The 14455-nt window shown below is 45.4% G+C and carries 15 protein-coding genes; 1 reads left to right on the plus strand and 14 read right to left on the minus strand.

Translation table 11 applies throughout. The features are described from left to right. Positions 1-52 precede the first annotated feature (52 nt). The 3 genes from metF to P4S59_RS14185 form a co-directional block, all read right to left on the minus strand. On the minus strand, positions 53-955 hold the full coding sequence (gene metF, locus P4S59_RS14175) for a methylenetetrahydrofolate reductase (protein WP_337168561.1): 903 nt from the start codon (positions 953-955) through the stop codon (positions 53-55). Positions 956-1216: 261 nt separating this feature from the next. Continuing rightward, a complete protein-coding gene (locus P4S59_RS14180; RefSeq protein ID WP_104969869.1) occupies positions 1217-3625 on the minus strand; it encodes a bifunctional aspartate kinase/homoserine dehydrogenase II in 2409 nt (802 codons plus the stop codon). 12 nt (positions 3626-3637) lie between these two features. Next, positions 3638-4801: an O-succinylhomoserine (thiol)-lyase gene (locus P4S59_RS14185; protein ID WP_337168562.1), complete on the minus strand. Its 1164-nt coding sequence runs from the start codon at positions 4799-4801 to the stop codon at positions 3638-3640. Between the two features lie 225 nt (positions 4802-5026). On the opposite strand from P4S59_RS14185, the gene metJ reads away from it, so the two are divergent. Further along, a complete protein-coding gene (metJ, locus tag P4S59_RS14190; RefSeq protein WP_005381353.1) occupies positions 5027-5347 on the plus strand; it encodes a met regulon transcriptional regulator MetJ in 321 nt (106 codons plus the stop codon). A gap of 112 nt (positions 5348-5459) precedes the next feature. Here the strand turns inward: metJ and P4S59_RS14195 are convergent, their stop codons facing one another. From P4S59_RS14195 to P4S59_RS14245, 11 genes are all read right to left on the minus strand, one after another. After that, complete coding sequence (locus P4S59_RS14195; RefSeq protein WP_006742766.1) at positions 5460-6737, minus strand: malic enzyme-like NAD(P)-binding protein; 1278 nt, start codon at positions 6735-6737, stop codon at positions 5460-5462. 203 nt (positions 6738-6940) lie between these two features. Then, complete coding sequence (gene bfr / locus P4S59_RS14200; protein WP_005395745.1) at positions 6941-7417, minus strand: bacterioferritin; 477 nt, start codon at positions 7415-7417, stop codon at positions 6941-6943. Between the two features lie 101 nt (positions 7418-7518). Then, positions 7519-7707, minus strand: a complete 189-nt coding sequence (locus P4S59_RS14205) for a (2Fe-2S)-binding protein (protein WP_031780493.1) — start codon at positions 7705-7707, stop codon at positions 7519-7521. Positions 7708-8038: 331 nt separating this feature from the next. After that, on the minus strand, positions 8039-9223 hold the full coding sequence (gene tuf, locus P4S59_RS14210; RefSeq protein WP_012841343.1) for an elongation factor Tu: 1185 nt from the start codon (positions 9221-9223) through the stop codon (positions 8039-8041). A gap of 153 nt (positions 9224-9376) precedes the next feature. Continuing rightward, a complete protein-coding gene (fusA, locus tag P4S59_RS14215) occupies positions 9377-11476 on the minus strand; it encodes an elongation factor G (RefSeq protein WP_005397643.1) in 2100 nt (699 codons plus the stop codon). 75 nt (positions 11477-11551) lie between these two features. After that, positions 11552-12022 carry a 30S ribosomal protein S7 gene (gene rpsG / locus P4S59_RS14220; RefSeq protein ID WP_005382796.1) on the minus strand — a complete coding sequence of 157 codons (471 nt, stop codon included), beginning with the start codon at positions 12020-12022 and terminating at the stop codon, positions 11552-11554. Between the two features lie 101 nt (positions 12023-12123). Beyond that, the gene (rpsL, locus tag P4S59_RS14225; RefSeq protein WP_004399892.1) at positions 12124-12498 is read right to left on the minus strand and encodes a 30S ribosomal protein S12; all 375 of its coding nucleotides are present in this window, start codon (positions 12496-12498) and stop codon (positions 12124-12126) included. A gap of 177 nt (positions 12499-12675) precedes the next feature. Continuing rightward, positions 12676-12951 (minus strand): sulfurtransferase complex subunit TusB, encoded by a 276-nt coding sequence (gene tusB, locus P4S59_RS14230; RefSeq protein WP_047010412.1) that lies wholly within the window; start codon positions 12949-12951, stop codon positions 12676-12678. A 7-nt stretch (positions 12952-12958) separates the two neighbouring features. Continuing rightward, positions 12959-13315 carry a sulfurtransferase complex subunit TusC gene (tusC, locus tag P4S59_RS14235; protein ID WP_005397648.1) on the minus strand — a complete coding sequence of 119 codons (357 nt, stop codon included), beginning with the start codon at positions 13313-13315 and terminating at the stop codon, positions 12959-12961. Beyond that, positions 13312-13707 carry a sulfurtransferase complex subunit TusD gene (gene tusD / locus P4S59_RS14240; protein WP_046874531.1) on the minus strand — a complete coding sequence of 132 codons (396 nt, stop codon included), beginning with the start codon at positions 13705-13707 and terminating at the stop codon, positions 13312-13314. Before tusD ends, tusC begins: the two co-directional genes overlap by 4 nt. After that, complete coding sequence (locus P4S59_RS14245; RefSeq protein WP_031780643.1) at positions 13704-14426, minus strand: helix-turn-helix transcriptional regulator; 723 nt, start codon at positions 14424-14426, stop codon at positions 13704-13706. Before P4S59_RS14245 ends, tusD begins: the two co-directional genes overlap by 4 nt. Positions 14427-14455: the final 29 nt, after the last annotated feature.

The raw sequence follows: 14455 nt of genomic DNA on the forward strand, positions 1-14455 counted from the left end.
CAACGAAAAAGGCTTGCCACTTGGCAAGCCTTTTGTCTTTTTGAAACCCGATTTATGCACCTACTGCAGCGCGAGGACGAACGCCTAGCGTATGACATAAAGCGTAAGTCATTTCTGCACGGTTTAGGGTGTAGAAGTGGAAATCCTTAACGCCTTCACGACTAAGTACGCGCACCATATCAATAGCTTGGCTTGCTCCCACAAGCTGACGAGTCACCGGATCATCATCCAAGTCTTCGAACTGTTTACTCATCCAGCCTGGTACTTTCACATTGTTCTGCGCAGCAAAGCGAGAGGCTTGCTTAAAGTTCGACACTGGCAAAATACCAGGAACAATTTCCACATCAATTCCTGCCGCCACACAGCGATCGCGGAAACGAAGGTAAGACTCAACATCAAAAAAGAACTGAGTAATTGCACGGTTTGCACCTGCATCAACCTTACGTTTTAGGTTCAATAAGTCAGACTGCGCACTTTTAGCTTCAGGGTGAACCTCAGGAAATGCGGCAACTGAGATATCAAAATCGTGACGTGATTTCAGCAACTCAACCAGATCCGAGGCATACATGTCAGGCGCACCGCCACCAGGAGGAATATCACCACGCAGAGCAACGATATTTTCAATGCCATTATTCCAGTAATCATCGGCAATATTAATCAACTCTTCGCGAGTCGCATCAATACAAGTGAGGTGAGGAGCGGCAACCAATCCTGTTGTTGCTTTGATTTCTTTAATGATGGAGTGCGTTCTGTCACGCTCGCCAGAGTTCGCGCCGTAAGTAACAGAAACAAATTTAGGTTGGAGCGTTTTAAGACGGTGCACTGAATTCCAGAGTGTCTCTTCCATCTTAGCGCTGCTTGGTGGAAAAAACTCAAATGATACATTGATGTTGTCTGACAACTCAGCAATATTCTGGTTCAAGGCGTCAATATGGCCTGCGTGCGTGTATCCCATCTTACTCTCCCTGTGGCACTCCGCCACGAAAACAAATTCCTTAAATCGACGTTTAGACGTCTATATGTCTACAGAATGTATTGAATACGATTTAATGTCAACCTTGTAATTATGAATTTTTCTCAAGTTAATGATGAGGATAGTTCAAGTTATTACTTGAACGTTATTTCACCACTTATCACAAGCCGATACTTCAGTATGGCACTGAAGGAAAAATAAAAAACCCTGGTCGGGTTCCAGGGTTTTAGGTATCTCGCAACTTTAGAATAAACCGGCTAATCGGTTGAGGTCGGATTGAATCGCGCCGGCTGTCACTTCTCTTCCTGCGCCAGGCCCTCGAATAACGAGTGGGTTATCTTTGTACCACTTACTTTCAATGGCAAAAATGTTGTCGCACGGCAGTAGGTTGGCGAGCGCATGTTCACGAGATAACGCTTCTACTCCCACCGTCGCTTTACCATTTTTTTCTAAACGAGCAACGTAGCGAAGCACTTGGTCGTTTCTCTGTGCTTTTGTCAGGCGCTCTTGCAGTATTTCACTCAACAGCCCTCCGTTATCGAAGAAGTCATCGATGCTAAGTTCTCTTAATTCTTCTGGTACCAGAGATTCAACCTTAACGCTGCCCGGCTCAATATCGAGACCAGACTCTCGAGCCAAGATAACCAGCTTACGCATCACATCTGAACCATCTAAATCAGAACGAGGATCAGGCTCTGTTAAACCTTGCTGCCAAGCGAGGTCGACTAAATCATTAAATGGTACTGAGCCGTCAAATTGTTGGAATAACCATGATAACGTCCCTGAGAAAATACCCGATAGAGCAACGATCTCATCCCCACTTTCACGTAGATCTCGCACGGTATGGTTTATTGGTAACCCCGCACCAACCGTCGCGTTGTACAGCCAATAACGACCAATTTTAGCGAATGCATCTTGAACCTGATGGTAATACTGGCTATCTGCCGAACCCGCCACTTTGTTAGCAGAAATCAAATGAATGCCCTGCTGCGCAATTTCTACATAGCGCTGAGCTAAGTCTTTACTCGCTGTCACATCAAGCACTACGGCTTCATCGTAATTTTTTAGCGCTCCTAAGTGAGTCAACCAAGATCCATCGTTTGCTAGGCTTTCATCATCAAATCGTTCAGCAACACTTGCAGCATCAATACCTTGCTCATCGAACCAGTAGGTTTGACTATCCACGACCGCGACAAGGTCGAAGCTCATGCCATGACGTTTTTCGAGCTCACCTTTTTGAGTTGCAAATAAATTTAACCAACTAGAACCAATGTTGCCCTTGCCACATAAAGCCACCGCCACGCGCTTTTGCGCTTGGAACAACTGGCTATGAATCGTTTGAACCAACACTTCGGTATCAGTACGACGCAAAACGGCGACTAAACTCAGCCCCGACTCAGTTTCAGAAATAAATTCAACCGGAGAGTGTTTTAACTTCTGATAAAAACCAAAACAATGGTTGGCGTTTTTCGTAACGCCAGCGCCTACCGCCGCTAAGAGCGAGTAGCCTTCTTTGAGCTTAATCTCCGCTTCAACCGCAAGCTCTTGTAAGTGTTTCAGTGCGCCACCGGCAATTTCTGCGGTATACGCCAAGCGCAACGTGTGTTGATCGGGCTGTGCCTCAAATGCCAATGGCTCCAATTGCGCTCGCTGCAACGCTTGTAATACATCATTCTGTGTTTTTTCGAAGTCGTGCCCATGCATGAAAGACAGCTGCACCAATAAAACATCATCCAGCGAGGTAATAATTTTAGCGCCACGGCCAGATGCTAAGACACGCTCAATACGAGTAGAGCCCGATTCCGGCAGATAGCTACATTTGAGGTTGAGATCCATAGTACTTTGCGCCACAGGCTGAAGTGTACGACTGTGTAGGACTGGGGCGGCTAAACGGGCGAGCTCGCTGGCTTCATCCAATCGAAGTAACGGTAACAGACACGCGTCTGCCACCAAACGCGGATCGGCACTATAGACACCGGCAACGTCACTCCAAATGGTGACCGTGCTCACTTCAGCCAGAGCACCAATGACAGTTGCAGAATAGTCAGAGCCATTACGACCAAGTAAAATGGTTTCGCCCGCCTCGTTCTGAGCCATAAAGCCAGTAATTACCACACGTTTATGATTGTGTTGCGCGAGAACTTCTTTTATCAAAGGATATGAACGAGCGCGATCAACTTCAGGTTGAGTCCCGGCTTCCGCACGTAAAAACGCTCGTGCATCTTGTGCGACAGCGGGGATAGAACGTTGAGATAATAACGCGGCCAATAGGCGAGCAGACCAAACTTCTCCGTGTCCTAGTACCGCGGCTTTTTGCGCGCCAGTGAGTGGTGCAGTCAGCTCAGATAAGGTACTGAACTCATCATGCAGTAACGCTAATAGTTCTTCTTGTACTTCATTTTCCAACAAATTTTCTATTAGCTCCGTTTGGAACTGCCTTAGGCTTTGAAGTGCTTCATGCGCGATTCGGCCATCTTTGTCTAACCCTTCCAGGAACTCAATCAAGCGGTTAGTGGTTTTTCCTGCCGCCGAAACGACCACAAGATCATTTTCCGTCGAATACTCCTTAAGAATATCCACAACGCGTAAATAGCATTCTGGGTTTGCTAAGCTACTGCCACCAAACTTATGCAGCTGACGTTGTACAGTCATTATTCTCGTCTCCTATTGTTGGGCAGCTTTAGCGAATGCTTGCTCTAAGTCCGTGATGAGATCTTGTGCATCTTCCAAGCCGACAGACAAACGCAATAGTTGATGTGACACCCCCGCTTCTGCCAGTGCTTCCTCTCCCATAGCGCGATGCGTCATGGATGCCGGATGACAAATCAAGCTTTCTACTCCACCTAATGACTCAGCCAATGAAAACAGTTGGAGCTCTTTAACGAACACTTTTAACTGCTCAAACGAACCGGCAAACTCAAAGCTCAGCATAGAGCCAAAGCCCGTTTGCTGCTTTTTAGCAATGTCATGACCCGGGTGCTCCGGCAGGCTTGGATGATAAATGGTTTTAACTAACGCTTGCTTCTGGAGATAAGCCAGTACCTGCTGTGAACTCTCTTCATGCACTCGCATGCGAGCACCAAGTGTACGAATGCCTCGCAACGTCATATAACTATCGAAAGGTGTGCCAGTCGCACCAATGCAATTGCCCCACCATGCAAGCTCTTCTGCATGCGCTTCTGTTTTGGTGATGATCACGCCACCAATCACGTCTGAATGACCGTTGATGTACTTCGTTGTGGAGTGGATAACAAAATCCGCACCTAGCTCTAAAGGTTTTTGGTACACGGGTGTCAAAAAGGTATTGTCCACCGCAACTAACGCGCCGACTTGTTTCGCTTTTTCACAGGTATCTGCAATATCCACTACGCGAACCAGAGGGTTTGACGGAGTTTCTAGCAAAATGAGTTTTGGTTTTTGTGCTAATGCTGCATCCAAAGCTTGCTCGTCTGATTGATCGACAAACTGAACCTTAAAATCGCCTTTGTTGGCTCGGGTATTAAAAAGACGATAGGTGCCGCCATAACAATCGTGAGGAGCAATAATGAGATCATCAGGGCCAAGAAAAGCGGACACCCATAAATTTAATGCCGACGTACCGCAGTTCGTGACAACCGCTCCTTTTCCAGACTCGAGTTCAGATAACGCACTTTCCAACAGTCCGCGGTTTGGATTTCCAGATCGCGTGTAATCATACTTAGGTACCTCACCAAAAGCAGGAAAACCGTAGTTAGTGGAAAGATAAATAGGTGGAACGACAGCGTGATATTGGCTGTCTGATTCAATACCAGTGCGTACTGCAATGGTCGCAGGTTTGCGAGAGCTCATGGGTGTATCCTTTCACGGGTAATGACTTCTAAATAGGAATGCGCTATATCTAATGAGTAAAATAAAGTGATCAACACGCTTCCTTTGCTGTTCTGTTCACTTTACTCGTCAAAAAATGAGACGTCAACACTTCTAGACGTCTATATGTCTTTGCTTATGGCGGTAAATGCAGCTAAAATCAGCACCTAAATTATTTTTAACCGATTACATAAATGAAGGTGTGCAATGGCTGACTGGAATGGCGAATACATTAGCCCATATGCAGAGCACGGCAAAAAAAGCGAACAAGTAAAAAAAATTACCGTCTCTATCCCGCTAAAAGTTTTAAAAGTGCTAACTGATGAGCGTACTCGCCGTCAGATCAATAACTTACGCCATGCAACCAATAGTGAATTACTATGCGAAGCATTTTTGCACGCGTACACAGGTCAGCCACTTCCAACAGATGAAGACCTTCGTAAAGACCGTCCAGATGATATTCCAACAGAAGTAAAAGCACTGATGACGGAAATGGGCATCGAATTTGAGTCGTTTGACGAAGAGTAAAAAGCGAGACTGGAGGCTTCAGATAGCAATTCTTATCTCGAGCCAAAAGAATGATATAAAAAATGGGACGCGATTGCGTCCCATTTTTTGTACATCACATCTAATAGATATATTACTCTGCCATGTAGTTTTCAGGCATCTCGATACGAGCAACACCTGAATCAACTGCCGCCTGAGCCACAGCTTTTGCAACACGTGGCAGTAAACGTGAGTCCATTGGTTTTGGAATGATGTAGTCTGCACCAAACTCAAGCTTATCGACGCCTGCGGCCTTCAATACAGTTTCAGGTACAGGCTCTTTTGCTAGCTCACGAATCGCCTCAACGGCTGCAAGTTTCATTTCATCATTGATTTCACTTGCGCGCACATCAAGAGCACCACGGAAGATGAATGGGAAACACAATACGTTGTTTACTTGGTTCGGGTAATCACTACGGCCAGTCCCCATGATCAAATCATCACGAACAGCGTGGGCAAGTTCCGGCTTAATTTCAGGATCTGGATTCGAACATGCAAATACGATTGGCTTATCTGCCATCAGCTTCAACGCTTCCGCTGGCAATAGGTTTGGACCAGATACACCTAGGAACAGATCCGCGCCTTCAATCACGTCTTCTAATGTGCGTTTGTCCGTGTTGTTTGCGAATAGCTGCTTGTATTCATTAAGATCATCACGACGAGTGTGGATCACACCTTTACGATCCAGCATGTAAATTTTTTCGCGCATTGCACCACATTTAATCAGCAGCTCCATACACGCAACAGCTGCAGCGCCAGCGCCAAGACAAACGATCGTTGAGTCTTCAAGCTTCTTACCTTGAAGTTCGATCGCGTTCAGCATGCCTGCCGCCGTTACAATCGCAGTACCGTGCTGATCATCGTGGAATACTGGTACATCACAACGCTCAATTAAACGCTTTTCAATCTCAAAGCAATCTGGTGCTTTAATATCTTCAAGGTTGATACCACCAAAGGTGTCTGCAATGCTTGCGACAGTATCAACAAATTCATCGATCGTGCGGTGCTTAACTTCAATATCAATAGAATCAAGACCTGCAAAACGCTTAAACAGTAACGCTTTACCTTCCATTACTGGCTTAGATGCAAGTGGACCTAGGTTACCTAGACCTAAAATAGCGGTACCGTTAGAAATAACAGCAACCATGTTGCCTTTCGCTGTGTACTTGTACACGTTATCAGGGTTTTGTGCGATTTCACGCACTGGTTCTGCAACACCTGGGCTGTAAGCAAGGGCAAGATCACCCGCCGTTTCCGCAGGTTTTGTCAATTCGACAGCAATCTTCCCTGGAGTTGGATAAGCATGGTAATCCAATGCTTTTTGGCGATGTTCTTCTTCTGGAGTGGCTGCTTGGCGATTGTCTTCAGACATGGACGTTTCTCTTTTTTATTTTTAGGTAAGGGGGGATAAATTCTATCGGATAGAAATCAAACTTCATAGGCAAGATTGCGAGCAATATCCTTAAAAAGCCGATAATAAAAGAGATTAGACCAGATAGCGGGGATAAGCACCTGATTTTCGAGTCAGGTGCTCTTTTCTTCTTACAATTGAAGTACGCAAAATCCTGGACGCTATTACTCTTCGTCTACGTATTGCGCTTGGAGGTAGTTCTCAATGCCAGACATTTCAATCAAGCCAAGTTGCGTCTCTAGCCAATCAACATGCTCTTCTTCATCTTCAAGAATATCTTGAAACAGATCGCGAGACACATAGTCTCGAATGTCTTCAGCATAGGCAATCGCATCTTTTAAATCTGGAATGGCGGCCATTTCAAGCTTTAAGTCACACTCGAGCATTTCTTTAGTGTCTTCACCTATCATCAACTTGCCTAAATCTTGTAGATTCGGTAAGCCCTCAAGAAACAAAATACGCTCAATCAGATGATCGGCATGTTTCATCTCATCGATAGATTCGTGATATTCCTTATCTGCTAGGTGCTTTAACCCCCAGTCCTTATACATTCGAGCATGAAGAAAATACTGATTAATAGCGATGAGCTCATTTCCGAGCACTTTATTGAGATGTTGGATGATGATTGGATCGCCTTTCATGACAAAAACCTCCTCTTTAGCTTCATTTAAATGTAGAAGCAAATGAGAAGGTGTCAAAACGCTAGGCAAATAATTACTTAATTACCGCATGCTCACAGTAATTAGCTAGCTTGTTTGAATACCGTGTAACTGGTTTCCGCTAAAATATCCTTGGCCTGTCTGATGCACTTACCACATTGGCTACCCAATGCTGTGCATTTTTTGATTCCTTTAATATCCGTTACGCCTTCATCTATCGCCAACTTCCTAATTTTCTTGTCGGAGACCCCATGGCAAAGACAAACGTACATACTCAAAAACCTATTAAATTAACCTGTGGCAACCAATATAAACAAGAATAGTTCTTGTTACCAGTCGCATTGATAGGCCTGTTCAGAATATTTTGTTATATAGATTTGGTGACAGTAGGCAAAGATCAGAGGGTTAGGTGTTACGACTAAAGGTGTTGAAAAATAGAGCCGGTAATATTCTGTTTTTAAATTAAAAAATTAACGTATTTCCTACGAACACTTATAACCAAATATAATTTAGATATAAAAAAGGGAAGCCTAAGCTTCCCTTTCTCGATGCGCTTTCTTCATAAAGAAGAAGAGTGCAAGATTTCGTTTAATTCGTTATGAATTAGTCGAAGATCTTAGCAACAACACCAGCACCTACTGTACGGCCACCTTCACGGATCGCGAAACGTAGACCTTCGTCCATTGCGATTGGTGCGATTAGCTCAACAGTCATCTGTACGTTGTCACCTGGCATTACCATTTCTACGCCTTCTGGTAGCTGGATGTCACCAGTTACGTCAGTTGTACGGAAGTAGAACTGTGGACGGTAGCCTTTGAAGAATGGAGTGTGACGACCACCTTCATCTTTAGACAGTACGTATACTTCTGATTCGAACTTAGTGTGTGGAGTGATTGAACCAGGCTTCGCTAGTACTTGACCACGTTCAACTTCGTCACGCTTAGTACCACGTAGAAGTGCACCAACGTTCTCACCTGCACGGCCTTCGTCTAGAAGCTTACGGAACATCTCAACACCAGTACATGTAGTAGTAGTAGTGTCTTTGATACCTACGATAGCAACTTCGTCACCTACAGTTAGGATACCACGCTCGATACGGCCAGTTACTACTGTACCACGACCTTGGATTGAGAATACGTCTTCGATAGGCATTAGGAATGGCTGATCTACCGCACGCTCTGGCTCAGGGATGTAAGTATCTAGAGCTTCAGCTAGTTCAACGATTTTCGCTTCCCACTGCTCTTCGCCGTTTAGTGCGCCTAGTGCAGAACCTTGGATAACTGGTAGGTCATCACCTGGGAAATCGTATTCAGATAGAAGTTCACGAACTTCCATTTCTACTAGTTCTAGTAGCTCTTCATCGTCAACCATGTCACATTTGTTCATGAATACGATGATGTATGGGATACCAACCTGACGGCCTAGTAGGATGTGCTCACGAGTTTGTGGCATTGGGCCATCTGTCGCAGCAACAACTAGGATACCACCGTCCATCTGTGCAGCACCAGTGATCATGTTTTTAACGTAGTCCGCGTGTCCTGGACAGTCAACGTGTGCGTAGTGACGAGTTGGAGTGTCGTACTCAACGTGAGAAGTTGCGATTGTGATACCGCGCTCACGCTCTTCTGGAGCGTTATCGATAGATGCGAAGTCTTTAGCTACACCGCCGTAAACTTTAGCAAGAGTAGTACAGATAGCTGCAGTTAGAGTTGTTTTACCGTGGTCAACGTGGCCGATAGTACCAACGTTAACGTGCGGTTTCGTACGTTCAAATTTTTCTTTAGACACGATCGTGTTCCTTCCTAGTTATGATTCGTCGTGATCATTATTGATCGACGACGCGCCAGAAATTGTTATTTTATGCGCCAACGCCCGTTAGCGCAATATTTGGACGCCCTGATCTCGCAAAAAGTCGTAAACTTTTTGTAGTTCAATCGTCAATTAGTAACCACGCTCTGCAATAATTTTATCTGCGAAGTTTTTCGGCACTTCAGCGTACTCGTGAAACTCCATAGAGTAAGACGCACGGCCTTGAGTTGCAGAACGTAGATCAGTTGCGTAACCGAACATTTCAGATAGTGGTACTTGAGCACGGATGATCTTAAGACCAGCCACACCTTCGTCCATGCCTTCAATGATACCGCGACGACGGTTTAGGTCACCAACAACGTCACCCATCCAGTCTTCCGGAGTGGTTACTTCGACATTCATCATTGGTTCTAGAATCACAGGTTGTGCTTCTAGTGCACCTTTCTTGAATGCCATCGAGCCAGCGATCTTAAACGCCATCTCGCTTGAGTCTACATCGTGGTAAGAACCATCAAATAGTGTAGCTTTAATATCTAGTACAGGGTAACCCGCTAGAACACCACTATTCATTTGTTCCTCGATACCTTTCGATACCGAACTGATGTATTCCTTAGGAATCACACCACCCACGATTTCGTCTACGAATACGAAACCTTCGCCAGGTTCAGAAGGCTCAAGTTTGACCCACACATGACCGTATTGACCACGACCACCTGATTGGCGAACAAACTTACCTTCAACTTCCGCTTTACCACGAATGGTTTCACGGTAAGCAACCTGAGGTTTACCAACGTTACAATCAACGCTGAATTCACGCTTCATACGATCAACGATAATGTCTAGGTGAAGTTCACCCATACCTGAGATCAGAGTCTGACCTGATTCGTCGTCCGTTTCCACGCGGAATGATGGATCTTCCGCAGCCAGTTTACCTAGCGCGATAGCCATTTTCTCTTGGTCTGCCTTAGAACGAGGTTCTACAGCAATCTGAATAACTGGTTCAGGGAACTCCATGCGCTCTAGAATCACTTTGTGGTTCTGATCACACAGTGTGTCACCTGTTGTTACGTCTTTCAGACCGATAGCAGCAGCGATATCACCAGCGCGAACTTCTTTCACTTCTTCACGCTTATTCGCATGCATCTGAACGATACGACCGAAACGCTCTTTCTTCTCTTTTACAGAGTTGTAAACAGCGTCGCCGGAGTTTACTACACCAGAGTAAACACGCATGAACGTTAGCGTACCCACGAATGGGTCAGTCGCGATCTTAAATGCTAGCGCAGAGAATGGTTCGTTGTCGTCAGCGTGACGCTCAACTTCATTTTCTCTTTCGTCAACACCTTTAATTGCAGGTACGTCAACTGGCGATGGCAAGAACTCGATCACAGCATCTAGTACCGCTTGAACACCTTTGTTCTTAAACGCACTACCACAAGTGGCCAGTACGATTTCGTTGTTTAGTGTACGAGTACGTAGAGCTTGTTTGAGCTCAGCTTCAGTCAATTCACCTTCTTCAAGGTACTTGTCCATCAGCTCTTCGCTAGCTTCAGCAGCGGATTCAACCATGTGGTTGCGCCACTCTTCAGCAAGTTCGATCATGTCAGCTGGAATGTCTTCGTAAGTAAACGAAGTGCCTTGATCGGCTTCATTCCAGTTGATCATCTTCATCTTGATAAGGTCGATGACACCTCTGAACTCATCTTCTGCACCAACGTTCAGTTGGATTGGAACAGGGTTCGCACCAAGACGATTTTTAATTTGGTCCACAACGCGTAGGAAGTCTGCGCCCGCACGGTCCATCTTGTTTACAAATACCAAACGTGGAACGTGGTATTTGTCTGCTTGACGCCATACAGTTTCAGACTGAGGTTCAACACCAGATGAGCCACAGAACACAACCACAGCACCATCAAGTACACGAAGAGAACGCTCTACTTCGATAGTAAAGTCAACGTGTCCAGGGGTATCAATGATGTTTACGCGATGCTCAGGGAACTGTGCTTCCATACCACGCCAGAATGTAGTAGTCGCAGCGGATGTGATAGTGATACCACGTTCCTGCTCCTGCTCCATCCAGTCCATGGTTGCTGCACCATCGTGAACTTCGCCGATTTTGTGAGAAAGGCCAGTGTAGAACAGAATACGCTCAGTTGTGGTTGTTTTTCCTGCATCTACGTGAGCACAGATACCGATATTACGGTAGCGCTCAATAGGAGTTTTACGAGCCACGATTGTATCCTCTTACTAAGGTGTACCTTAGAGTATAGAAAAGTGCTGCGAGAGAACCTCGCAGCACAGAAGGTATTACCAGCGGTAATGAGCGAACGCTTTGTTTGCGTCAGCCATGCGGTGAACGTCTTCACGTTTCTTAACCGCAGTACCTTTGTTCTCAGACGCGTCTAGCATTTCAGCTGCTAGGCGTTGAGCCATAGATTTTTCACCACGCTTGCGCGCAGCTTCAACCAACCAACGCATAGCAAGTGCGTTACGGCGAACCGGACGTACTTCTACAGGTACTTGGTAAGTTGAACCACCAACACGGCGAGATTTAACCTCTACCGCAGGGCGTACGTTTTCAAGAGCTTCTTCAAAAATAGCTAAGTGGTCTTTACCAGACTTTTCAGCCATAGCATCTAGTGCAGTGTAAACGATTTTCTCTGCAGTAGATTTTTTACCGTCAACCATTAGGATGTTAACGAATTTTGCCAGCAATTCAGATTTGAATTTTGGATCTGGAAGGATCTTACGCTGACCAATGACGCGACGACGTGGCATGGATTTATCTCCGTTGTCTTCTTCAGGTTTTATCCAAAACTTTTCAGTTTTTTCAAAAAATTAAAAATAATTTAGTGTTTGGCCTTACTTAACGGAATCCATTAAGACTTAGGACGCTTCACACCGTACTTAGAACGACCTTGTTTACGGTCGTTAACGCCAGCACAGTCAAGTGCACCGCGAACAGTGTGGTAACGTACACCCGGAAGGTCTTTTACACGACCGCCACGGATTAGTACAACACTGTGCTCTTGAAGGTTGTGACCTTCACCGCCGATGTACGATGTAACTTCGAAGCCGTTTGTCAGACGTACACGACAAACTTTACGAAGTGCTGAGTTAGGTTTTTTAGGTGTAGTAGTGTAAACACGAGTACATACACCACGTTTTTGTGGGCACGCTTCTAGTGCAGGCACGTTGCTTTTAACAACTTGCTTTGCACGAGGCTTACGTACCAACTGGTTAATAGTTGCCATTAACTAGCTCCTGATTTACTTGAAAGTAAGCTTTGTGAAAAATCTATCCCCAACTACCATTGCAGTTAGGGACGCAAAATTCTATGCAGCAGTGAGAGGTGTGTCAAGAAATATACGGATCTTTTTTGTTCAATTAGGACAATTCATCCGTAAAGCTTTAGCGACAGTAAATCACGTTCAATCCCAAGTAAGCGATTTATCCTGTTTAACTGTGAGCTCAACGAAGCCTGAGTAATTCACGATCGTCAGTGATGGACTGATACGATTCGCAATACCGCGAGCGTGAATATCGCTCTCTAGCACAAATACACTGCGGTTTTTTAGGTGGGAAAACGCTTTATGCTGCGAGTTAGCAGCGTACACGGCATCTTCTATAAGTAAGATGTCATCCTGTACATTACATAAGGGCATGGCGTCTTCTAGAGCGGAGACCGTTTTTATAATATGTAGCATAACTTCCTCAGAATGACAGTAGCTTGCCAGCGTGTTGCAACTTATCTTTGAGCTGCTCTGAGCTTAACGCTTGAGCTTCAATGACTAAATCCGCTTGAGCCAAACCTCGCTGAGCTAATGACTCTGAGCACACAAAGACTTGTTCGATATCGTATAAATCGAAAAGCTTCAGCATCGGCGCATAATCTTTGCTCAAGATCTTACTCGGTTCTTGTCCTAGTAGAAGCTGGTAAACCCCATCTCCCATGAAAATGACGCTGATATCTTCACAGTAAGCCGACGCGGCTAACAGTGCATCCACACCTTCACGACCAGCCGCACTGCCATGCGGTGCGCTACGAAATAGATAAGTTAGCTGACTCAAAACTGTACCACTCTGTCTTGGGTTAACATCGCTTCGGCTAAGCTACCTAAGCCGGCTTGCTCAAAACCTTCCGCTAGATTGCTCTGGACCAAACCATGTTGATTCGCTTCTTCTTCACTTACGATCCCACGACGCAAAGCCGCAGCAACACAAGTTTCTAGACGAACACCATGCTCTTTTGCCAAAGATTGCCATGCCTTATTGAGATCAAATTCGTCGTTGGCAGGCACACTCAAAGCAGTACCATTGGTCACGCCCTCTTGATAAAAGAAAACGCTCACTAACTGATGGCCTTGCTCAATCACCGCCTTGGCGAACTGATAAGCACTGCGCGCTGACTGGCTACCGTAAACAGGACCATTCACCACCAACGTGTAAGTCAGTTTACTCACTTTTCATCGTCCTCGGTTTTACGTTGACGAATGTATAAGTAGACGGTGTGTTTTGAAATGTTAAGACGATCTGCAACGCGGTTGATGGCATCTTTAATATCGAAGATGCCTTTGTCGTACAATTCCATCACGATTTGGCGATTCTTGGTGTTGTTCGATACGGATTTATCCGCATTGATCTCTTCGATGGTGCGTTCAACAGTTTGGTCCACCAGCTCTTCTACGTCACTAGCAAAGTTAACCGAGGAAGCCGCTTCTTTTGCTTCTTGCGTTGGCATGAAAGATTGAAGGACTTGCGAGAAGGGCGCGTCCAAGTTGACGTTGATACACAACAAACCAATCACGCGATTTTCACCATTACGAATGGCAACAGTGATCGACTTCATCAACACGCCACCTTTTGCACGGGTAAAGTACGAACGTGAGAAGTTGCGCTCCGAGCCTTCGATGTCTTTTAGCATTTTAAGCGCTAAATCAGTGATCGGTGAGCCGACTTGGCGACCCGTGTTTTCACCATTAGCGATTTTAATTGCAGAGGTATTTAAGTCTTCTAGCGAGTGAAGAACGATTTCACAAAAGGGACCTATCAGGCTGGCGATACCATCAACGACCGCCTCATAAGATCTTAAAATGATTTTGTCGTGCTCGGTAAACGGCATCACGTTAACGGATTCCATTTCGAGCAACATCTCCGCGTTTATTGTTTCTGTAGTTGTCATAAGCCTTCGAGCGAAAAATCAACAAATTG

Origin of the sequence: Vibrio sp. M60_M70, from assembly GCF_037162085.1 — a bacterium.
In the GTDB taxonomy this organism is placed as follows: Bacteria; Pseudomonadota; Gammaproteobacteria; order Enterobacterales; family Vibrionaceae; genus Vibrio; species Vibrio diabolicus.

Coding starts and splice junctions, on each gene's coding strand:
- tusB (WP_047010412.1), bottom strand. CDS start 12,951: ATGCTACATATTATAAAAACGGTCTCCGCTCTAGAAGACGCCATGCCC.
- rpsL (WP_004399892.1), bottom strand. CDS start 12,498: ATGGCAACTATTAACCAGTTGGTACGTAAGCCTCGTGCAAAGCAAGTT.
- rpsG (WP_005382796.1), bottom strand. CDS start 12,022: ATGCCACGTCGTCGCGTCATTGGTCAGCGTAAGATCCTTCCAGATCCA.
- P4S59_RS14205 (WP_031780493.1), bottom strand. CDS start 7,707: ATGTACGTTTGTCTTTGCCATGGGGTCTCCGACAAGAAAATTAGGAAG.
- P4S59_RS14180 (WP_104969869.1), bottom strand. CDS start 3,625: ATGACTGTACAACGTCAGCTGCATAAGTTTGGTGGCAGTAGCTTAGCA.
- P4S59_RS14195 (WP_006742766.1), bottom strand. CDS start 6,737: ATGTCTGAAGACAATCGCCAAGCAGCCACTCCAGAAGAAGAACATCGC.
- P4S59_RS14185 (WP_337168562.1), bottom strand. CDS start 4,801: ATGAGCTCTCGCAAACCTGCGACCATTGCAGTACGCACTGGTATTGAA.
- P4S59_RS14245 (WP_031780643.1), bottom strand. CDS start 14,426: ATGACAACTACAGAAACAATAAACGCGGAGATGTTGCTCGAAATGGAA.
- metJ (WP_005381353.1), top strand. CDS start 5,027: ATGGCTGACTGGAATGGCGAATACATTAGCCCATATGCAGAGCACGGC.
- metF (WP_337168561.1), bottom strand. CDS start 955: ATGGGATACACGCACGCAGGCCATATTGACGCCTTGAACCAGAATATT.
- bfr (WP_005395745.1), bottom strand. CDS start 7,417: ATGAAAGGCGATCCAATCATCATCCAACATCTCAATAAAGTGCTCGGA.